The sequence below is a fragment of the Acinetobacter sp. D009 genome (assembly GCF_038562025.1).
GTDB classification, from domain to species: Bacteria; Pseudomonadota; Gammaproteobacteria; order Pseudomonadales; family Moraxellaceae; genus Acinetobacter; species Acinetobacter pittii.
In genome coordinates this window covers 3,535,156-3,556,708 of sequence record NZ_CP151886.1, presented here as the reverse complement: position 1 = coordinate 3,556,708, position 21,553 = coordinate 3,535,156, and the positions used below count along the sequence as shown (strand labels likewise).

Below are 21,553 nucleotides of genomic sequence, written 5' to 3'. Positions count from 1 at the left end.
TCAGGGCTAGGCAAGTGTTTTTTTTGAATATTTACACTTTATGATACAGTTTTTGACCTTGTTCCTGATAAACCTCTTTCATCGCTTTGAGGCCTTCTTCAACCTCTGAATCGTTATTGGTGAGGTTGTTGGCATAGTCACGTACATTCTGAGTGATTTTCATTGAACAGAATTTTGGACCACACATTGAGCAAAAGTGAGCAGATTTATGTGCTTCTTTTGGTAAGGTTTCATCGTGCATACTACGCGCTGTGTCAGGGTCCAGACTTAGGTTGAACTGATCATCCCAACGGAATTCAAAACGAGCTTTTGATAAGGCATTATCACGTACCTGTGCACCTGGATGTCCTTTCGCAAGATCGGCAGCATGTGCTGCAAGCTTGTAGGTAATAATTCCGTCTTTAACATCTTTTTTGTTTGGTAGACCCAAATGCTCTTTCGGTGTGACATAACAAAGCATTGCTGTGCCATACCAGCCAATCATGGCTGCACCAATTGCAGAAGTAATGTGGTCATACCCCGGAGCGATATCTGTTGTTAATGGCCCAAGTGTATAGAATGGCGCTTCTTTACACACTTCTAGCTGAAGGTCCATGTTTTCTTTAATCATGTGCATTGGTACGTGACCAGGGCCTTCAATCATGACTTGAACATCATGTTCCCATGCACGGTGAGTCAGTTCACCTAAGGTTTTAAGTTCGCTGAACTGTGCTTCGTCATTTGCATCTTGAATACAGCCCGGACGTAAGCCATCACCTAAGCTAAATGAAACGTCATAAGCTTTCATGATTTCACAGATTTCATCGAAATGAGTGTATAAGAAATTTTCTTCATGATGCGCTAGACACCACTGCGCCATGATCGAACCACCACGAGATACAATACCTGTTAAACGGTTTGCTGTAAGTGGTACATAGCGAAGTAATACACCTGCGTGAATGGTGAAGTAGTCAACACCTTGTTCGGCTTGTTCAATTAGTGTGTCTTTGAAGATTTCCCAAGTTAGGTCCTCTGCAACGCCATCAACTTTTTCAAGTGCTTGATAAATCGGTACGGTGCCGATTGGAACAGGTGAGTTACGAATAATCCATTCACGTGTTTCATGAATGTTTTTACCTGTCGACAAGTCCATAATGGTGTCGGCACCCCAACGGGTTGCCCAAGTCATTTTCGCAACTTCTTCGTCAATTGAAGAGCCAAGCGCTGAGTTACCAATATTGGCATTAATTTTCACCAAGAAATTACGACCAATAATCATTGGCTCAAGTTCTGGGTGGTTAATGTTTGCAGGAATGATCGCACGACCTTCAGCAACTTCTTGGCGAACAAATTCAGGTGTAATTTCTTTTAAGTTTTTTGCACCAAAATTCTGACCAGCATGTTGACGCATATCAACACCTTCACGCTGGCGTTGATTTTCACGAATTGCAATATATTCCATTTCAGGTGTGATAATACCTTGCTTGGCATAGTGCATTTGAGTGACATTTTTGCCTGCTTTAGCACGGCGCGGATTTTGAATATGGGCAAAACGAATGTCAGCGGTGCGAATGTCTTTTAAACGTTCTTGCCCAAATTTTGAAGTCAAGCCAGAAAGTACGTCAGTATCGTTACGTTCTTCAATCCAGTTTTGGCGAACTGAAGGTAAACCTTTGTCTAAATCAATTTGAACATTTGGGTCGGTATAAACACCTGAAGTGTCATATACCATAACAGGAGGGTTATGTTCACCGCCAAGACCGGTAGGGGTGTCGGTTAAAGAAATTTCCCGCATTGGAACCTGAATGTCAGGGCGAGAGCCTTCAATATAAACTTTTTTAGAAGCGGGTAAGATGCGAGTTAAATCTTTTGCATCTTGTTCATGTTGTGCTGAAATTTCAGCAGAAGAAAGATTCGTTAACTGGTTCATCACATGATCCTTATGAATAACATCAACGAATCAAGCACGACCAAAAACGATGGCGGATTTATCTTTATGAGATAAATTTAAGGCTGTAAGTTTTCAGATGGCTTGATTCCTACGCAGGTCTTAACCTGATCAGGTTCAACGGTACTTGTGATCAAACTTGTGTTGCGATAACACGGAATTTACACAATCTCAGCGAGCTATTACTCGCGCTCCGTCAAGCGATTTAAAGACTAACATGTTTTAGGTTGGCTGGCATTGTCAATTTGTATCTATACAAACCGCATCCATATGGCAGTCACGATAGACTTCCGTGTTCCATGGAGAATCAAATTTTAAGAGCTGCTCAAGCTGTTCATGAGTCATCTGATAATTTGATTTTTTATCACCATTTTTATCAGTTAAATCTATTTTAAATTGCTTATTGCGCTCTTCTACAGGCGTAGCAATAAACTTAAGAAACAGTTGAGCAGGTTTGGCTAAACTCGACTCATTTTGTGTAGAGAGAAACCGAATTTGCTGAAGCGCATCTTTATCAAACCATGTGTTCGGTGCATATTCATCTGACACAGGCGTATTATCGAGACCAAAGAAAATAAAATAACGATATTCATTAAATAGTAGTTTTGCATCATCAATAAAGTGGCTCTTTGGATATTTTTGAATAAATTTTTCCCAAAATAATGCGCGTTCAGTGAGCTCTTTCCATGAAATAGCCAACGCACCATCATTATAGAAAATATTTTGATTGTCTTTCGCCATACGAGTTAAAAACTCTTTTTGGTCCGCGGGTAAGGACTTAGAAAAAACGTCAACTAAATAGCTTGGCTGGCGTCGATAGGTAAACATGCCTTCACCTTGATAGAGAAGTTCAATATAGGCTTGCCCTTCATGTTGAAGTAAATATTGATCACGCGGGCTAAGTTGGTCAAAGAGTTTTTTCTGAGTTTGGATGACCTTTTTAAGGTCTTGTTTCTGTTCTAAAACGGCATAGCCAAATGCTTCAAAAGCTCTACCTGTTTTTTCAGTGTAGTCTTGTTTTAGAAAACGTTGATACATGGCAGTTGATGCATCAATCTGCTTAAGCTGCTCATGATTTTTTAAAGAGGGAACACAGATTTTAAGCTTTTCATTAATTTGATTTAAGTCTTCTATTTTGCTGTTTTGATTAATCGTGTGCATAGCTACCATAATTTGTAAGCAGCTACTGTCTTGTTTTTGAGTGGCCTTTTGCTCAGTTGGTTTTTGCTCTTTAGATACAGCCTGATCTTGCTCTGATGTTTTATTACATCCAGCTAAAAGTAGTGCACCGCACATACTCATTATTAGAACTTTTTTCATCATTGTACTTTTATAGAAATTAATATTGCTCAAATTATAACGCTTAAAAAGATTGCATCATTGTTAGAAATCTTTATTATTAGGTAGGTCGGTCTACTTAAGTAAAAGCTATGAATGATAAAACAGCAAGACAGAAAATTCTCGATGCAGCGGCAACCTTGTTTTATAACGATGGCATTACTGCAACAGGAATCAACTCAGTTACGGCTAAAGCAGATGTCGCGAAGATGTCGCTTTATAATAATTTTTCTTCAAAAGGAGATCTTGTTGATGCCTATATTGCTGCACGCCATCAAGAGTGGCTCGACCTCTATCAAAAGCGTTTAGAAAAAACAAAAACAGCTAAAGAAGCCATTTTGGCCGTGTTTGATGCCTATCAAGACCATGCAGAATTTGCCTACGAAAAAGGCTTTCGAGGTTGTGGGTTATTGAATGCTGCGGCAGAGTTCCCTGCAAATAGTGCAGGGCGAAGTTCGGTAAGACAGCATAAAGAAGAAGTTGAGGCTATTGTTGCTGAACATTTAAAAAAATTAATACCACGCTCACAGCGCGTTAACTATGTGGCTACGCAGCTTTCTTTTCTTTTAGAGGGCTCTATGGCACGAGCAGGCTTAGAAGGAAACAGTCGTCAACTTCAATTAGCGAGACAAATGGCAGAAGATATTTTAGATCGAGAATGCCAACATGATTAGCCTTATTAAAAATAGTAGCTATGGTGGCACAATTGCAATTTTAGTTGCTTCTGTTTTGTGGGGAACAACAGGTACGGCGGCAGCATTTGCACCGACTCTTGGCCCACTTGCTATTGGCGCTGTAGCGATGGGCGGTGGAGGACTTTTACAAGCTTTGGTTGCATCACGAGCAATACGCGAAAACCGTCAGTTTATAAGGGAAAATCTTTCAATACTGCTTTTAGGGGTAGCGGCGGTTGGTATTTATCCTTTGGCTTTTTATTCCTCAATGCATTATGCGGGCATTACGATTGGCACCGTTGTTTCAATTGGTACCGCTCCATTAATAGCAGCAATTTTAGAGCGATTTTTTGACCGCAAAGCTTTATCGGCTATTTGGTTTCTAAGTTTTGTGTGCGGTGTGCTTGGTGTAAGTATGTTATCGATGGGGGAAAGTCATGCGATCCAAGAGAGTACAAATCAATGGAGTAAATTCTTCGGTATTTTTCTTGGGCTGGTCGCTGCTACAACTTATTCACTTTATTCATGGGCTGCAAAAAGATTAATAGATCGGGGTGTTGCCTCTAAAGCTGCAATGGGCATGATTATGGGAGGCGGGGCAGTTATTTTGCTTCCTACTTTATTGGTTACAGGTGGAGGGTTATTGCATAGCTCAGCCAATCTACTTGTGGCTGGTTATATGATGCTGATTCCTATGTTTTTGGGTTATTTACTTTTCGGTTTTGGATTAAAAACAGTAAATGCCAGCAAAGCGACCACCCTAACTTTATTCGAACCCTTAGTCGCTGCGATTTTTGCGATTGTTTTGGTTGGCGAGCATGTTTCATGGGTAGGTTGGATAGGCATGTTTTTGATTTTTATTTGTATTTTAATTTTGTCAAAAACTAAGAACGCTTAAAAAACTAAAACTTTTAATGGCTTGAGTTTGATTTGAATTTTTCTTAGTCTTAAGGACAAGTTTTATCGTTGATTTAAACAATGAAAATAAAATTAATGGTCGCTGTTGGCCTTTGGAGTTTTGCATCTTCGAGTTTTGCTTTAGATTTAGTTGAAGCTTATGAGCGCGCAAAACAAAATGACCCGACGTGGCAAGCCAATCAACAACAATATGAAGCAGATCAACTGAACTTAGGCTTAGCAACGGGGGCATTATTACCTACTGTCACATTGTCTGGAAACATTACCCGTAATCGACAAACTGTAAAACGTTCAAACTTTCCAGGCGTTGATCAAGAAGGCCTGTCAGATGCTTTGGTAAGTAGTACGTCAACGACTCGACAAGCGACTCTCACTGCACGTCAGCCATTATTTCGAATGGATGCTTGGGAAGGTTATAAGCAAGTTAAAACTTCGGTTGCCTTAAGTGAAATCACTTTAAGACTACAAAAACAAGATCATGTTTTAAATGTGGCAGAAGCCTATTTTAATGTGTTGCGTCAGCAGGCACTTAGTGTTGCATACTTACAAGAAGAAAAGGCTTTGCTTGAGCAGCTTAATATGATGAATGCCAAACTCAAAGAAGGGTTGGTGGCACGTAGTGATGTAAGTGAAGCAAATGCTCAATATCAAAATGCCAGAGCCAATCGTATTTCAACCAATGTTCAATTACTTTTAGCCCAAGAGCAGCTTTCTGAATATATTGGTTCTTATCAAGATAAACTTGCTGTACTGCGCAGTGATTTTAGTTTTCAAAAGCCTTATCCAGCAGAGCTTAATGACTGGCTTTCTTTGGCGCAGCAAAAAAACTTAAAAATTCAGCAAGCCCGCTTACAGCAAAAATATAGTGAGGACCAGCGCCGTGTCGAAAAGGCAGCGCTTTATCCTCAAATAGATGCTGTAGCAAGCTATGGCTATACTAAACAAACACCAGAGACACTCATTTCTACTGACGGGAAATTTGATCAGGTGGGGGTAGAAATGAACTGGAATCTATTTAATGGTGGACGGACCCGAACATCAATTAAAAAAGCCACTATTGAAGCCAGTAAAGCGCAGGCACAACTTGATGCAGCGATTCGCCGTGCCAATGTCGATGTGAAAAGTGCCTTTATGCAGGTCGATACAGATCAAGCCAAACTTGAAGCAAGAAAGGCCGCAATGGATTCATCTTCTTTGGTTTCTCAAGCTTCGAAAGCAAGTTATAACGAAGGCTTAAAAAGTATGGTTGATGTTTTATTGGCCCAGCGTAATGCTTTTTCTGCAAAACAGGATTATCTTAATGCTCAGTATGACTATTTATTGAATGTGCTTCGTTTAAAAGCTGCGGTAGGCCAGTTAGGTGAAAAAGATCTGGTTGAGCTTAATAGCTGGTTAACGTATCAGTAATAAAATGCTTCTATCTGAAATTTAATTTTGTCATAAAAACTTAATGATTGCTGTGTTTTAATGCTCAATCATTTTATTCCCGTGCCATCATGTTGGAGGCTTCCCTTGAGTCCGAGTAATCCGGTGTTAAGCCATCATATTTCTTCTCAATTTAATGAAGATTTGCAAGATGTAAACACAAAGTTTATGACCATGGGTGGCTTGGTCGAACAGCAGGTTGCAAATGCAATTCATTCTTTACTTGATACCGACGCAAATTTAGCGATTGATGTTCAATTTAAAGATAATGCAGTCAATCAATATGAACGTGATATTGATGAAGGCTTGACGCTAATTTTGGCGCGTCGTCATCCAGCAGCGATTGACTTGCGTATGGTTATTGCCATGAGTAAAGCCAATACTGACCTTGAGCGTATTGGTGACGAAGCTGCAAAAATTGCCCGTATTGCACAGAACCTTTGTGAAGAGGGTGGTTCACCACGTGGCTACATGGAAACACGTCATATTGGTAACCAAGTTCGTGTCATGATTCATGATGCTCTTGATGCTTTTGCGCGTTTAGATGCAGATCAAGCTTTACGTGTACTTTTAGCGGATGCTGACATTGACCGTGAATATCAATCAGCAACACGTACATTAATGACTTATATGATTGAAGACCCGCGTCATATTGCTCGTGTAATTAATGTCATGTGGGTCTTACGTTCATTAGAGCGTATTGGCGATCATGCTCGTAACATTGCTGAGCAAGTGATTTATATGGCCAAAGGCTTTGATGCTCGTCATACCAAAATTGAAGAAATTGAAGCTAAAGTCCACGAAAAGTAATTTTGAGCTGAAATAGTTAAAGGCCTTGTTTCAAACAAGGCTTTCTTATTTTTAAAATAATAGATAAAAAAATGTCCCGAACTTTGGGGGGGAGTTCAGGACAGAAAATCAAGTGCATAAACACGACAGGGATCGTGTTCTTCTTGCTATAGAGTGATATTAAGTTCTTCGCTTTTTGATGTCATGTAGAGTCCTGTGCGCTCTATGTAAGGCTTTTTATGTTTGTGTAAGTTTCACGTAAAAAAAGGCGGATCTATGTATATAGACCCGCCTTTTTAATGATGAGTAAGCTAAAACAAACCGATTATTCTGGTTTCCAGCCTTCAGCTTTTTCTACACTTTCATCATTATTGAAGAATTTCTCACGTTGTTCTTCCAGAAACTTTTTAGCTTCTGGTTCAAACACGTTTAAGCGCTTTTCATTAATTAGCGTAGTTTGATGCTGTAACCATTCTTGCCATGCTTGTTTAGAAACATTTTCAAAAAAATCTTGGCCTTTAGCACCAGGGAAAGGAGCGAAGTCTAAACCTTCCATTTCCTTTTGATATTTACGGCAAAATACTTGGCGACTCATGTTTTATCCTTAAGCGTATAACTGTTCTAAACGTGTATGGGCGCGCGCAATTGCAGCTTCAACCTGTTTTGGAGAAGTTCCACCAATATGATCACGAGCATTTACAGAAGCTTCTAGAGTTAAGGCTTTGTCAAACACATCTGCTGTAATTAAGTCAGAGAATTGCTGTAATTGCTCAAGTGTGAGTTCAGATAAGTCTTTTTCTTCCGCAACACCTAATGCAACAGCTTTACCTACAATTTCATGCGCATCACGGAACGCAACGCCTTTTTTCACTAAGTAGTCAGCAAGGTCAGTTGCAGTTGAGAATCCACGAAGAGCAGCTTCACGCATGATTTCAATATTTGGAACCAATGCAGGAATCATGTCTGCAAATGCCATGAGTGAACCACGAACCGTATCGATTGCATCAAATAAAGGTTCTTTGTCTTCTTGGTTATCTTTGTTGTATGCCAATGGTTGACCTTTCATGAGCGTAAGTAAGCTAATTAAGTCACCAAATACACGGCCAGATTTACCACGAATAAGTTCTGGAACATCCGGATTCTTCTTCTGTGGCATGATTGAAGAACCAGTACAGAAGCGGTCAGGAATATTCACAAATTTGAACTGTGCAGAAGTCCAAAGAATGAGCTCTTCTGACATACGTGATAAATGCATCATGATAAGCGCAGCAGCAGCATTAAATTCGATGGCAAAGTCACGGTCAGATACAGCATCAAGCGAGTTTTCAGATACAGCTTCAAACCCTAAAAGTTCTGCTGTATAAGCACGGTCAATCGGATAAGTTGTACCAGCAAGAGCAGCTGAACCAAGTGGCATGCGGTTAACGCGTTTACGGCAGTCTTGAAGACGTTCAGTGTCACGTACTAACATTTCAAACCATGCTAACAAGTGATGACCAAAAGTCACAGGCTGAGCAGTTTGTAGGTGTGTAAAGCCTGGCATAATTGTATTTACATTTTTGGCAGCCAAGCCTAACAAGCCTTTTTGTAAACGTTCTAATAATTTTAAAATATCATCAATTTCGTCGCGCAGGTAAAGACGAATATCAGTTGCAACCTGATCGTTACGGCTACGGCCTGTGTGTAATTTTTTACCTGTAATGCCAATACGTTGAGTCAAACGTGATTCAATGTTCATGTGAACATCTTCAAGATCGATGCGCCACTCAAAGTTTCCAGCCTCAATTTCTGAGCGAATGGTGCTTAAACCTTCAATAATGTCATCGCGTTCTGCTTCCGTGAGTACGCCAACTTTCGCAAGCATGGTAGCATGCGCAATCGAACCAGCGATGTCTTGTTTATAAAAACGTTGGTCAAACTGAACAGAGGCGGTAAATTCGGCTACAAAAGCGTCTGTCGCCTCAGAAAAACGACCACCCCACATACCTGAGGTTTGGTCTGGGGTTACTGAATTAGGGGGATTTGAAGATGTGGTCATGGTGGCTCAGTAAAATAAAAAAGAGTATATCACTTGCCGAAGCTCAACAAACAAAGTTGTTTCCTACAGCATACCGAAATCAAAATTCCTCCTATTTTTTTACGAAAAGCGGGCGTTGGCAACACTTATTCGAATTAATTATCGCAAGTAATGTTTTGGCACTGGTTTTGGCATTGGCTGAAGCACAGTCTTGGCAAGCCTTAAGCGGAGGAAGGCTTTTTCAATACATCGTTTTTATTAACTGGGTAATATTGTCCTTTTTTGCATTGGTTGAACGCTTTCAAGGTTTTTTTAGCAGCTTGCGTCAAGAATTTGCTTTGGCTATTGGTTTTGTCATGCTGCAAAGTATTGTTGTTTTGACCACTTTAATTAGTAATTTTTTTCAGTTTGGTCTTTTAAATAAACATGCTTCTTTAACGCAGGGCTGGAGTGTTTATTTTACCAATGTACCTTTATATCTAAGCTATGGAATATTACTCGGGGCTTTTTGCTTACGTTATTTATATGTCAGGGAACAATGGTTGCATCAGCAATATGCCGAATTAAATGCCCGTATTCAGGCCATGCAAGCACGAATTCACCCTCACTTCTTATTTAATAGTTTAAATAATGTGGTGAGTTTAATTGCGATAGATCCAGATAAAGCAGAAAGCATGCTCATCAGTTTGTCGCGGTTATTTCGCGCGAGTTTCCAAGAATTAAAATTGGTGAGTCTGCATGAAGAAATCGAGCTGAGTAAACAATATTTAATGATTGAGCAGGTGCGTTTGGGGGAGCGTTTAAAAGTGGATTGGAAGATCGAGCTTTCATCTGTGCAATTAAAACAGATCACTATTCCTTTATTGACATTACAACCCTTGTTAGAGAATAGTATTTTTCATGGGGTAGAACCAATGATGGGTAAAGCAACCATAGGGGTATTGGTTGAAATATTGCAAAATCAGGTCAGTATAGTCATTACCAACCCATATACAGACGATACAATAAATTCACGGAAAGGGCATGGAATCGCTCTTGAAAATGTTAAGCAGCGCCTGAAAGCGTATTATGGGAACACCGTTAGATTTCAGGTTTATAAAGGTGAAGCTTTATATACCACTATTATGAGCTATCAATATCAAACAAAATAATAAGTCAGTCAGAGTTAACCATAAAAAAATGGACCAAGTTAACGGTGACAAGGAGGATGAATGAAGGTGCTAATTTGTGATGATGAACCACTTGCAGTGGAGCGTTTATCACGTTTAGTTTCAAAGATGGGACATGAGGTTGTATCAACGGCTCATCATGGACAAGAGGCCTTGGAACAGGCACGGCTTCATCAACCGGATGTAATCTTACTTGATATTCAAATGCCAGGTATGAATGGGCTTGTCTGTGCAGAACAGTTAAGTCAGCTCAATCCTCGACCTGCGATTGTATTTTGTACCGCCTACGATCAGCATGCATTAGAAGCTTTTAAAGCTCAGGCTCAAGCTTATCTTCTTAAACCGATTGATCCGGTTGAACTTGAGCAAGCTTTAAGTCAGCTAACTCAACTTACTCAAGCGCAGCTCAATGCATTACCGAATTCTGAACTTTTACAAGATTTAAAAACACAGCGTCATCAAATTGCCGCAAAAACCTATCGTGGTGTTGAGCTGATTCCTGTTGAAAATATCTATTACTTTTTAGCAGATCAGAAATATGTCACTGTGAGACATAAAAATGGCAGTGTATTAATAGATGAAACATTAAAAGAGCTTGAAACCGAATTCGCAGATCAGTTCATTCGTATTCATCGAAATGCGTTGGTTGCAGTCGCATATTTAGATGGGTTGGAGCTGATCAGTTCAGGGCAATATCAGGTTAGATTACGCGGTCTTGATGAAAGACTTTCAGTGAGCCGTCGACATTTGTCTACGCTTAGAGAGCGAATTCATCAGCTCTAAATTTAAAAGAGTTATCTTGGACTTGCGAGATTTTACTTGCAATTTTAAGGGATCAAGTTAAGTTTAGGGTGTATTGTTTGACCAGCCCATGCTTGAATTTATGAAAACCTTGAAAATTGCTACACGACAAAGCCCACTTGCTCTTTGGCAGGCAGAACATATTCGTGCCCGTTTACAGGAGCTTCACCCTGATTTAACGGTGGAATTGGTTAAGTTTGTCACGCAGGGCGATAAAATTTTAGATACGCCTTTAGCAAAAATTGGGGGTAAAGGGCTGTTCGTTAAAGAGTTGGAAGCAGCACTTTTAGATGGGCGTGCGGACTTAGCTGTACATTCAATGAAAGATGTCCCAATGGCTTTGCCTGAAGGTTTAACTTTAGCAGTAATTTGTGAGCGTGAAGATCCGTTAGATGCTTTTGTTTCAAATCGTTTTGAAACATTCGCTGATTTACCACAAGGTGCAAAAGTTGGTACATCAAGCTTACGTCGAAAATCTCAAATATTAAAACAACGTCCTGATTTACAAATTATTGACTTGCGTGGAAATGTTGGTACACGGTTAGCGAAGCTAGATGAAGGTCAATACGATGCAATTATTCTAGCCAGTGCTGGTTTGAAGCGTTTAGGTTTGTCAGAACGTATCCGTCATTGTTTAACACCAGATGTTAGTTTGCCTGCTGTGGGACAAGGTGCATTGGGTTTAGAGTGTCGTACAGCTGACCAAGATGTATTGGCTTTAATTCAACCTTTATTACACGAAGAAACAGATGTTTGTGTACGTGCTGAACGTGCATTTAATGCCTATCTTGAAGGCGGTTGTCAGGTCCCAATTGCAGGTTATGCCACACTGCAAAATGGTCAAATCCATATCGAAGGTCGTGTTGGAAGCCCTGATGGCCAAACATTATTACGTGCTGAACTAACAGATGAAGCCAATAATGCTCAGCAATTGGGGGAAAACCTTGCTCGAAACTTACTTGATCAAGGTGCTGGCGAGCTATTAAAGGCCCTCTACTAAACCATGCTGTTTATTAATACTCGACCTGATTCGCGTGCAGCTGAATTAACAGAAGCTTTGCAAAATGAAGGTTATCAGGTTGAGTCTTTACCCCTTTTAGAGCTCGTTGCAAAACCCTTTTCTGAACACTTACTTCAGCTTTACCAACAATTAATCAAGGCGCAAGCTATTGTTGTCGTCAGCCCAACCGCTGTTGAATTGGGTATGGAGTATTTAGTAAAAAGCGGTTTAAAAATTAGCGACTTAAAACATATTCAGTGGATTGCGGTAGGGCAAGCAACAGCCAATTGTCTAAACGAATATGGAATAGAAGCACATATCCCAGATGTTGAAACTTCTGAAGGAATGTTGAACCTGCCTATTCTGCACAATATGCAACAGACGGGTAGTGTGGCTTTTTGGCGGGGAGAAGGTGGACGCCAATTTATGATGGAGACCTTGCAACAACAAGGAATTCAGATTTTAAATTTTGTTCTATATCATCGGCAATGCCCAGAAACTTCATATTCTACATTCAAACATCTGACACAGAATTCAAATTATAATTTAAATAAATGGCTCGTCTTAATTACCAGTGAAGCGAGCTGGAAATATTGGTTAGAGCTTTGTTCAAAAAATAATGTACAACCTGATGGTGTATATCTGGTTTTAGGACCTCGTCTTTTTCAAATTGTTAAAGAGTATCGCGATCAGCAACAGGCTCATTTTCACATTATTCAACTTGAAAATTTATCGCCTTCGGGGATGATTCATCACATTCAGGCATTATAAGGATTCGTATGAGAAAACTTGTTTCTATCATCATTTTACTGGGCGTAGCTTGGTTGGCTAAGCTCAGTTACGATATGTGGCAAATTTCTCGTACTGTTCCCGAGCTTAAACAAAGTCTGTTGCAATCAGAACAGCACTATGCCAATTTAAATGATCAATTGGTTGCTTTACAGCGACAGTTGCAGAATCAACCCGTAAGTACAGGGAATAAAACCAGTTCAGTAGTTCAACCGGATGCTCCACCGACAGGTATTGCACCTACAGTTTTAATTAAACAAAAATTAGATTTAATTCAATTTGCGATTGATCAGCAGCAGTTGATTTATGCAGTTGATCAATTAAATCAGTTACAGCAATCGCTTGTACACTATGAAATTGCTCCTGCATTGCAGCATAGCTTGAATCAATCGCTCGAGCAGGATAAACAGGCAGTTCAACAGTTCACTTTGGCTCAAAATCAACGTCATCAATTAATCGATGATTTATTACAGAACATTGATAAGAATATTCAACAAGCCTTAGCCCAGCCTAAACTTGAAATGGATCAATCCGAGACTGTGTCTTGGTGGAAAAAGTGGTTCCGTATAGAAAAAGTAGAAACGCCGTCTATTAATTTAATGAGTCGAAGCGTTGTGCTTAAAGAAGTGCAATTAAGATTGTTGATTGCCGAACAGGCACTCAATCAAGGAAAAATGACTGAGTATCAAAATGAGTTGCAATCTGTGATGCAAAAGTTAGATGAAATGCCTGATGCAACCAGTCAGCAGTTAAAAAAACGTATTGCTAAAGTGGCACATTTATCTATCGTGCCTGTTCCTAAACTCTCTACACTTGGGCTAATCGGCTCATAAGGAGGATATATGAAACACCTCCTGTGGGTTTATTTCGTAATCAGCTTAATACTCTTTGCAGCCCTAGCTTTATTTAGTTATGGCTATGGAATGGGGTATGTCTATATTTACTGGCGACAATTGCAGCTGCAAACAAATGTCTGGGGATTAACTCTTACTTTTGTAGTGATGAGTTTTATTGCTCAACTCTTGTGGCTGTGGATTAAACGTTATTCATCTCGTGAACAAAGAAAAAGTGAAAACATCTTCCAGTTTAAAAACCTTCATCCCTATGAACAATTAGGTATTGTTTGGTTATTAGAAGCGGCCGAAGATCAACGTGTATTTATTGAACGTGTTTTTACTCAATCAGGGCTTTTAAAAAATATTATCGATGCCAAGTTTCTGGTTTTAAGTGGGGACTATCCAAAAGCATTGGCTGCTCTCGATCAATCACCACCGATGGCATTTGAATTGGCAGAGTTACAGCGAATTGAAATCTTTTTAGCCGAAAATGAAGCCGATCGTGCATTAACTCATCTCGAATTTTTATATCAACACCAGTTATCACCGTGGTTACAAGAAATAGAAACTGCTTACCAGCAAAGATTAACGGCTTTATGGGGGCAATTAGCGCTGCAACATCCATGGGTATATTTACGTTCTATGAAATACGGTTTGCTAGATGCAGAACACCGTGATTTATGGTTACAGCAGCTTCTTCAGCAATTTGACCAAGCGTCTATCGATGACTTACATGCCTTACAGCAACGTTATTTGGATTTAGAGTCTGAAATTCAAACTCGACCTTATAGCAGTAAGTTGTTATGGCTAAAACTATTAGCACGTATGCCAGATATGAGCATGCAGCATGCGGCCTTAACGCTACATTTGTTAAAAGAGCAGTTTGACCCAGAAGTGTTTTATCTATGGTTTCAGCAGCAGTTGCTTAAACAAGTTCCAGACTATGCTGATGTTGAAGAAAAAATTATTCAATTTGAAAATCAATATATGAATTTGCCAGTTTTAACCTTTGCAAAATGGCATGTCTATATGGCAACTGGACGTCAAACAGAAGCTGAAACATTATTATCATTATATCCAGATAATATTTTAATGAGCTATTTACGTATTAAGTCTACGCTTAAAGAAGATGACGTGTTAATCAAACAGTTAAATCTAATCTTTGAAAATGATGCAAATTTTTTAAAGTTTAAAATATGAGGTAAAAATGAAAGAACTGTCTGTCTACCCAGTAATATATGAACAGAAAGTAGCGTGGGGAGATATGGACGCTTTCGGTCATGTCAATAATGTACAATATTATCGATATATTGAAAACTCACGTATTTTATATATGGAAGTAATCAATATATTAACCCCACATTTATATACCGTTGTTGCTTCAAGTCAGTGTAAATATTTAAAGCCTGTTTTTTATCCTGACGTATTGAAAGTTGGTGTTCGCGTGGAAGAGCTCCGTAATAGCGCATTCCGTATGGCTTATATATTGTGGAGTGAAACCCAACAACAAATAGTCGCTACTGGTGAAGCTGTTATGGTATGCGTAGATAAATTAACAGAACGAAAATGTGAAATACCACAGGAAATAAAACAAAAAATTATTGAGCTAGAAAAATCAGTTGGGCATGACTTAATACATTTATCTTAAATAAATATTAATAAAATATATTTCATTTATAATTGGTAATGTAATTAAAAGGTAATTTTTTTGGTTATTCTGATGAACACGGCTTTCAAACTATTGCTTATTGAATAGATTATAAATAATATTGGTCTTGATTTTATGTTTTTAAATTTTGTCTGTATTATTTTGAATTGTCTGTAAGACTGGAGTATTTATTAATGAAGCCGGATATCAGTGAATTATCTGTTGAAGAGTTAAAACGCTTACAAGAAGAAGCAGAAGCTTTAATTGCAAGTAAAAAAGATCAAGCAATCGAAGATGCTTATAATCAAATTATCGAGATTGCTGAAAATGTAGGTTTCAGTGTTGAACAACTTCTTGAGTTTGGTGCTCAAAAACGTAAGAAAACAACTCGTAAATCTGTTGAGCCTCGTTACCGCAACAAAAACAATGCTGAAGAGACTTGGACTGGTCGCGGTAAACAACCACGCTGGTTAGTTGCTGAAATTGAAAAAGGCGCAAAACTTGAAGATTTCTTAATCTAATCAAATTGCCATTTTTAAAAGCCAAGCAAATTTGCTTGGCTTTTTTATTGATAAAAATATCTCAAAATTTTGCTATAAATATTATTTAAAAAATTGAGTGTTTAAATTGCTCTTTAAATGAATTGTTGAGATCAAATGTGCATTTAGTTCATTGAGCGTCAAGTTTTCATGATTTTGTCATACGTTCAACTTATAGTCTTAATATCGAAGCCAAGCCTGATTGCTTGGTTTTTTTATATGAAGTGAATTGGCGATGTTGAAAAAGTATGCATAATGTCAGACTAGGGAGCTACTCTCAAAATAAGGACGATAATTTGCATGTTGGTAAGGCTGAATGAAGAAAAAGTCTAAGCAATGGAAGTGGTGGTTTTTTGCCCTCATTGCATTTTTAATTTTTATTATTTTACAGATCCCGGCGACGTGGCTTATTTCTAAATTTTCAAAGAATAATCAAACTCTACACAATGTAAGTGGAAATATCTGGCAAGGCCAAGCAGATTGGCGGCGTGGTACTTTGAGAGGCTCGATTCATTGGAAAACTAGACCTCTAGACCTGTTTTTATTAAGGTTCGCTGCTGATGTAGATATCCATAGTGGAAATACCCAATTAGCTGGGGTAATGGGCTATGGTGTGGGGAAAAAAGTAATTGTAAAGGCTATGAATGGTCAGGTTGCACCTGAAACATTAAAACAAATTGTGAATTGGCAATGGCCTGCGAACAGCATCCAGCTGAAAGATATTGAGTTTAATTATAAGAAAGAGCAGGGGTTCGCAGCAGTTGATGGTCAATTACATTGGGGTGGTGGTGCTTTAATTTATAATATTGGTGATCGTCAAGACCGTATGAATATGCCTTCTTTAAATGGGCAATTAACGGATCAAAATGGACAATTACAAGTTGATATACGTGATCAACGCAGTCAAAAAATGGCGAATCTTTTATTAGATGCCAACATGATGCTTGATGTACAGCTTACCCAAAGGTTATTACTTAATATCCCATCTTATGATGGAAAAGCTGGTTTAGATACGTTTGTCATTAGTTCTCGTCAACCCTTAATACAAGGGGGTAACTAATGAAAGTATGGATTGAAAAATTACAGCAATTACAGTGGCAAAAATTAGATCGGTTAAGTGTAGTTGTATTTGCCTTTTTGGTTTTATGGTTGTGTTGGAAATTAGCTTCATTATTTTGGTGGGTAATTGCCCCTCCTCAAATGATGCAGTTTGATCGAGTCGAGTTAGGATCACAGCAGCCGCAAATTCCTAACATTAGTACTTTTTCGCTTTTTAATGAACCTTCAGCCAATGCAGCTCAGGAAAATGTCAACCTAGAATTACAAGGCGTAATGCTGGGTTATCCGAACCGTTTTTCTTCGGCTGTTATTAAGCTAGATAATATTGCTGACCGATATCGGGTAGGAGAAACAATAGGTTCTACATCTTATCAGTTAGCAGAAGTTTATTGGGATCACGTGATATTGCGTCAAGGTAATGGAAGTACTCGTGAACTTCAGTTTAAAGGTTTGCCAAACGGTTTATATCAACCTATGACGCCAGATGCTTCACAGCCAACTGCTACTGCGCCTCAGTCATCGGCACCTGTTAATACGACTCAAGAGGCGTTAGGGCAGGCTATTCAGCAAATGCAAGGCAACCGTGAACAATATCTGCGTGACATGGGTGTTAGTGGGAACTCTGGTGAGGGTTTTGAAGTTACAGAACGTACACCCACTGCGCTTCGAAATAAGTTAGGTTTAAGGCCGGGTGATCGGATTGTTTCTTTAAACGGTCAAACGGTTGGGCAGGGACAAACGGATGTGCAGTTACTTGAACAGGCTCGCCGAGCTGGGCAAGTGAAAATAGAAATAAAACGTGGTGATCAAGTGATGACCATACAACAAAATTTTTAGTGATAACACGTCACCATAAGAGTTAGGAATTATCGCAAGTTATGGCTTTATTGAATCATCAACGTCCACTTTGGGCATTACTTGCAGCAGCCCCATTGATTGCGACAGTGAGCAGCAGCGTCTATGCCCAAACATGGAAGATCAATTTACGTGATGCTGACTTAACTGCTTTTATTAATGAAGTGGCAGACATTACGGGTAAAAACTTTGCAGTAGATCCACGAGTGCGTGGTAACGTCACAGTAATATCGAATAAACCCCTCAATAAAAATGAAGTTTACGACCTATTCCTTGGGGTCTTAAATGTGAATGGGGTGGTGGCAATTCCTTCGGGTAACACCATTAAGCTAGTTCCAGATAGCAATGTTAAAAATTCGGGAATTCCTTACGACTCGCGAAATAAATTGCGTGGTGATCAGATTGTTACCCGAGTCATTTGGCTTGAAAATACCAATCCTAATGATTTAATTCCAGCACTTCGTCCATTAATGCCGCAATTTGCACATATGGCCGCAATTGCAGGGACTAATGCACTGATTGTTTCGGACCGTGCGGCAAATATTTATCAACTTGAAAATATTATTCGTAATCTAGATGGTACTGGCCAGAATGATATTGAGGCAATAGGCCTCCAATCGAGCCAAGCGGAAGAAATCATTACTCAACTTGAGGCGATGAGTGCTACGGGAGCATCTAAAGATTTTAATGGTGCACGGATCCGTATTATTGCAGACAATCGAACCAATCGTATTTTAGTTAAGGGTGATCCTGAAACGCGTAAGCGTATTCGCCACATGATTGAAATGCTAGATGTGCCTTCGGCCGACCGTTTAGGTGGTTTAAAAGTTTTTCGATTGAAATATGCAAGTGCAAAAAATTTATCTGAGATTTTGCAAGGCCTCGTAACAGGACAAGCTGTTTCTTCGTCAAATAGTAATAACAGTTCTTCTAATTCATCGAATCCGATCAATAATTTGATGGGTAATAACCAGAATTCCAATTCAAATACCTCTGGTTCAAATGGTAGTTCAATTTCTACGCCATCTATTAATTTAAATGGTAATTCGAACAATAATAATCAGAACAATATCTCTAGCTTTAGCCAAAATGGGGTAAGCATTATTGCGGATAATGCTCAAAACTCGTTAGTGGTTAAGGCAGATCCTCAATTAATGCGCGAAATTGAATCTGCTATTCAGCAGCTTGATGTTCGTCGTCAGCAAGTTCTGATTGAAGCTGCGATTATTGAGGTTTCAGGTAAAGATGCCGATCAATTAGGGGTGCAATGGGCACTTGGTGACATTAATAGTGGTATTGGTCTAATTAACTTTACCAATGCAGGTTCAAGTCTGGCTTCATTGGCAGCAGGTTACTTAACTGGCGGTGCTTCTGGTTTGGGAAGTGCAATTGGAGCCGGTAGTTCAATTGCATTAGGGAAGTATAAAGAGGGTGCGGATGGTTCTCGCCAGCTTTATGGAGCTTTAATTCAAGCTTTAAAAGAGAATACAGCTTCTAATTTATTGTCTACCCCCTCTATTGTAACGATGGACAATGAAGAAGCTTATATTGTTGTCGGTCAAAACGTTCCATTTGTAACAGGATCGGTCACTACAAACAGTACGGGGATCAACCCATACACCACGGTTGAGCGTAAAGATGTGGGGGTGACATTAAAAGTTATACCTCACATAGGTGAAAATGGCACAGTTCGACTTGAAATTGAACAAGAAGTTTCAAATGTTCAGGCGAGTAAGGGGCAGGCTGCCGATTTGATTACAAACAAACGTGCTATAAAAACAGCTGTATTGGCTGAGCATGGACAGACAGTAGTCTTGGGTGGCTTAGTATCTGATGATGTTGAATTTAATCGTCAAGGTATTCCTGGGTTAAGCAGTATTCCATACTTAGGTAGATTATTCCGCTCGGATACTCGAAGTAATGTGAAGCGTAACCTTCTTGTTTTTATCCACCCAACAATTGTGGGTGATGCAAATGATGTGCGCCGTTTGTCTCAGCAGCGCTATAGCCAGCTTTATAGCTTGCAATTGGCTATGGATAAAAACGGCAATTTTGCAAAACTGCCTGAGCAGGTTGATGATGTCTACAATCAAAAGATGACACCACCTAGTATTGCCTCTCAGCCGAAAAACTATCAACAGGTTCCTTCAGGTGGAAAAACCTCGACGGTAACTACACCTGTAGCCGTAGAGCCAGCAGTGCAAAAGCAAACTTTACAGTTACCTGATCCTGAAGTTAATCGTACTAAAAATACAGTAACAACAACGACACTGCGCCCAAGCACAGCACAGTAGTAGCATGTTATGATTGATAAAAAATGAATAGGACATACGCATGACTTGGAAACTACAAGCAATTACTGGTGAAATTACTGGCCAAGAAATTAATGTTGATCGTGATATGTTGGTAGGGCGTCATCAAGATGCTGATGTTTTGTTACAAGCTGCTGAAATTTCACGTCGCCATGCTGCATTGCTTCTAAAAGATCAAGCGCTATGGGTGCAAGACCTTAATTCATCCAATGGCACATTTGTGAACGATATTCGTATTGAGCAAGAAAAGCAGCTACATGATGGTGATATTGTTCAGTTTGCTAGTTTTAAATTTTCTGTATTGGCTCCTGCACAGAAAATCACGGAATTACCTGAAATTGAAGCCGAACCTGTAAATACGACATCCTCTCCAGATTTAAGCGATCAAGGAATGCCGACCCTTGCAGAGCGTGCCGCAGAAGTAGAAGTTCGTCGCGATGGTATGCCGCAGAATATTTCTATTCCAAAGCCTGCACCTATTCCAGAGGGTGTAGATATTAATGCACAACAGCAAACACCTATCGCTTTTGATGAACCGGTTTCTCGTGTTGCTGAAGAAAAAGAGCAACAAAAGAATGCCTCAGTTGGTTTAATCACTATCATTATTTTAGTAATTTTAGCTGTATTGGCGTGGTTATTCTTTAAATAATCCGTTGCTGCTTTTACAATCAAGGCATGCTAAACGCATGCCTTTTTAATTTTGAGTAGAAAAAAGATGTCTGTTGCACAACTAAGTAAGCGCGATTTAATTTTATTTGATCTAGATGGGACGTTGGTTGATTCTGCTGCTGATTTGTATCGGTCTATGAATTTAAGTTTAGAGGCGCTAAGTTGGCCATTGGTAACAGAAGTTCAAATACGAGAATGGGTGGGTAAAGGAGCTTCAAAACTCTGTGAAAGTGTTCTGCTTCATATTTTTGGAAAATTAGATCCTGAACAGCACAAAGTCTTATTACAAAAATTTATTGATATATATAGTGTAGAACTCTGTGTAAATACTCAAATTTATCCTGGTGTAACCGAGTTTTTAAAACATTGTAAAACTTTGAATATACAAATGGCATGCGTTACCAATAAGCCTGTACAACTTGCCCAAGGTTTACTTGATGCTTTACAGCTCTCTCCATATTTTCAAGTCGTACTTGGTGGGGATAGCTTACCAGAGAGAAAGCCTCATCCATTGCCATTATTGCATTGCATGCAAAGCCTAAAAATATCTGCTTCACAATCATTAATGATTGGCGATTCAAGTAATGATATTGAGGCTGCGCGTCGTGCTGGAATTGATTGTATTGTGGTTAGCTATGGCTATAATCATGGAGAAAATATCTATGATTGCCAACCTCAGCAAGTTGTTGATAGTCTTGCTGAGTTAATTATCTAATGAATGAAATGGAGATCAGAATGAATAAGCGTATGGTTTTTCGATGGCGTGTCTAAACCGAATCTAGAAAAAC

Annotated in this window: 21 protein-coding genes and 1 riboswitch; of the genes, 17 read left to right on the top strand and 4 right to left on the bottom strand. The window is 39.3% G+C overall.

Annotation, left to right across the window (positions count from 1 at the left end; translation table 11 throughout):
* Positions 1-31: 31 nt before the first annotated feature.
* The gene (gene thiC, locus AAC388_RS16955) at positions 32-1,909 is read right to left on the bottom strand and encodes a phosphomethylpyrimidine synthase ThiC (protein ID WP_002121180.1); all 1,878 of its coding nucleotides are present in this window, start codon (positions 1,907-1,909) and stop codon (positions 32-34) included.
* 89 nt (positions 1,910-1,998) lie between these two features.
* A riboswitch (TPP riboswitch) is annotated at positions 1,999-2,133 on the bottom strand.
* Positions 2,134-2,167: 34 nt separating this feature from the next.
* Entirely contained in the window at positions 2,168-3,250 is a 1,083-nt protein-coding gene (locus tag AAC388_RS16950) for a hypothetical protein (RefSeq protein WP_213074305.1), read from the bottom strand.
* A 107-nt stretch (positions 3,251-3,357) separates the two neighbouring features.
* Here AAC388_RS16950 and AAC388_RS16945 point away from each other — a divergent pair, with 107 nt between their 5' ends.
* From AAC388_RS16945 to phoU, 4 genes are all read left to right on the top strand, one after another.
* The gene (locus AAC388_RS16945) at positions 3,358-3,939 is read left to right on the top strand and encodes a TetR/AcrR family transcriptional regulator (RefSeq protein WP_078220047.1); all 582 of its coding nucleotides are present in this window, start codon (positions 3,358-3,360) and stop codon (positions 3,937-3,939) included.
* Positions 3,932-4,837 carry an EamA family transporter gene (locus AAC388_RS16940; protein ID WP_130625930.1) on the top strand — a complete coding sequence of 302 codons (906 nt, stop codon included), beginning with the start codon at positions 3,932-3,934 and terminating at the stop codon, positions 4,835-4,837. The genes AAC388_RS16945 and AAC388_RS16940 overlap by 8 nt, the downstream gene beginning before the upstream one ends.
* Positions 4,838-4,932: 95 nt before the next feature.
* Positions 4,933-6,264, top strand: a complete 1,332-nt coding sequence (locus tag AAC388_RS16935; protein ID WP_130625931.1) for a TolC family outer membrane protein — start codon at positions 4,933-4,935, stop codon at positions 6,262-6,264.
* Positions 6,265-6,369: 105 nt separating this feature from the next.
* Positions 6,370-7,092, top strand: a complete 723-nt coding sequence (phoU, locus tag AAC388_RS16930; RefSeq protein ID WP_000075183.1) for a phosphate signaling complex protein PhoU — start codon at positions 6,370-6,372, stop codon at positions 7,090-7,092.
* A 304-nt stretch (positions 7,093-7,396) separates the two neighbouring features.
* On the opposite strand, the gene AAC388_RS16925 is transcribed toward phoU, so the two are convergent.
* Both AAC388_RS16925 and argH read right to left on the bottom strand, forming a co-directional pair.
* Positions 7,397-7,666, bottom strand: coding sequence for an oxidative damage protection protein (locus AAC388_RS16925; RefSeq protein ID WP_000089995.1), 270 nt, complete (start codon positions 7,664-7,666; stop codon positions 7,397-7,399).
* Positions 7,667-7,675: 9 nt separating this feature from the next.
* Positions 7,676-9,109, bottom strand: a complete 1,434-nt coding sequence (gene argH / locus AAC388_RS16920; protein ID WP_002121138.1) for an argininosuccinate lyase — start codon at positions 9,107-9,109, stop codon at positions 7,676-7,678.
* On the opposite strand from argH, the gene AAC388_RS16915 reads away from it, so the two are divergent.
* From AAC388_RS16915 to AAC388_RS16855, 13 genes are all read left to right on the top strand, one after another.
* Entirely contained in the window at positions 9,100-10,239 is a 1,140-nt protein-coding gene (locus tag AAC388_RS16915) for a histidine kinase (RefSeq protein WP_002121140.1), read from the top strand. The genes argH and AAC388_RS16915 overlap by 10 nt on opposite strands.
* A 60-nt stretch (positions 10,240-10,299) precedes the next feature.
* Positions 10,300-11,040 (top strand): LytTR family DNA-binding domain-containing protein, encoded by a 741-nt coding sequence (locus AAC388_RS16910; RefSeq protein WP_032070634.1) that lies wholly within the window; start codon positions 10,300-10,302, stop codon positions 11,038-11,040.
* Between the two features lie 100 nt (positions 11,041-11,140).
* The gene (gene hemC / locus AAC388_RS16905) at positions 11,141-12,058 is read left to right on the top strand and encodes a hydroxymethylbilane synthase (protein ID WP_206236877.1); all 918 of its coding nucleotides are present in this window, start codon (positions 11,141-11,143) and stop codon (positions 12,056-12,058) included.
* A 3-nt stretch (positions 12,059-12,061) separates the two neighbouring features.
* Positions 12,062-12,829, top strand: coding sequence for a uroporphyrinogen-III synthase (locus AAC388_RS16900; RefSeq protein WP_057076928.1), 768 nt, complete (start codon positions 12,062-12,064; stop codon positions 12,827-12,829).
* An 8-nt stretch (positions 12,830-12,837) separates the two neighbouring features.
* Positions 12,838-13,680 carry a hypothetical protein gene (locus tag AAC388_RS16895; RefSeq protein WP_002121187.1) on the top strand — a complete coding sequence of 281 codons (843 nt, stop codon included), beginning with the start codon at positions 12,838-12,840 and terminating at the stop codon, positions 13,678-13,680.
* Positions 13,681-13,689: 9 nt separating this feature from the next.
* Complete coding sequence (locus AAC388_RS16890; protein WP_017385883.1) at positions 13,690-14,883, top strand: membrane protein; 1,194 nt, start codon at positions 13,690-13,692, stop codon at positions 14,881-14,883.
* Between the two features lie 7 nt (positions 14,884-14,890).
* A complete protein-coding gene (locus AAC388_RS16885) occupies positions 14,891-15,331 on the top strand; it encodes a thioesterase family protein (protein WP_342370963.1) in 441 nt (146 codons plus the stop codon).
* Between the two features lie 194 nt (positions 15,332-15,525).
* A complete protein-coding gene (locus AAC388_RS16880) occupies positions 15,526-15,852 on the top strand; it encodes an H-NS histone family protein (RefSeq protein WP_000801427.1) in 327 nt (108 codons plus the stop codon).
* A gap of 334 nt (positions 15,853-16,186) precedes the next feature.
* Positions 16,187-16,930, top strand: coding sequence for a type II secretion system protein N (gspN, locus tag AAC388_RS16875; protein ID WP_002121195.1), 744 nt, complete (start codon positions 16,187-16,189; stop codon positions 16,928-16,930).
* On the top strand, positions 16,930-17,766 hold the full coding sequence (locus AAC388_RS16870) for a type II secretion system protein N (protein WP_005079413.1): 837 nt from the start codon (positions 16,930-16,932) through the stop codon (positions 17,764-17,766). Before gspN ends, AAC388_RS16870 begins: the two co-directional genes overlap by 1 nt.
* Positions 17,767-17,807: 41 nt before the next feature.
* Complete coding sequence (gene gspD, locus AAC388_RS16865; protein WP_057077393.1) at positions 17,808-20,078, top strand: type II secretion system secretin GspD; 2,271 nt, start codon at positions 17,808-17,810, stop codon at positions 20,076-20,078.
* 40 nt (positions 20,079-20,118) lie between these two features.
* Complete coding sequence (locus AAC388_RS16860) at positions 20,119-20,745, top strand: FHA domain-containing protein (RefSeq protein ID WP_017400183.1); 627 nt, start codon at positions 20,119-20,121, stop codon at positions 20,743-20,745.
* 66 nt (positions 20,746-20,811) lie between these two features.
* The gene (locus AAC388_RS16855; protein WP_005079407.1) at positions 20,812-21,480 is read left to right on the top strand and encodes a phosphoglycolate phosphatase; all 669 of its coding nucleotides are present in this window, start codon (positions 20,812-20,814) and stop codon (positions 21,478-21,480) included.
* Positions 21,481-21,553: the final 73 nt, after the last annotated feature.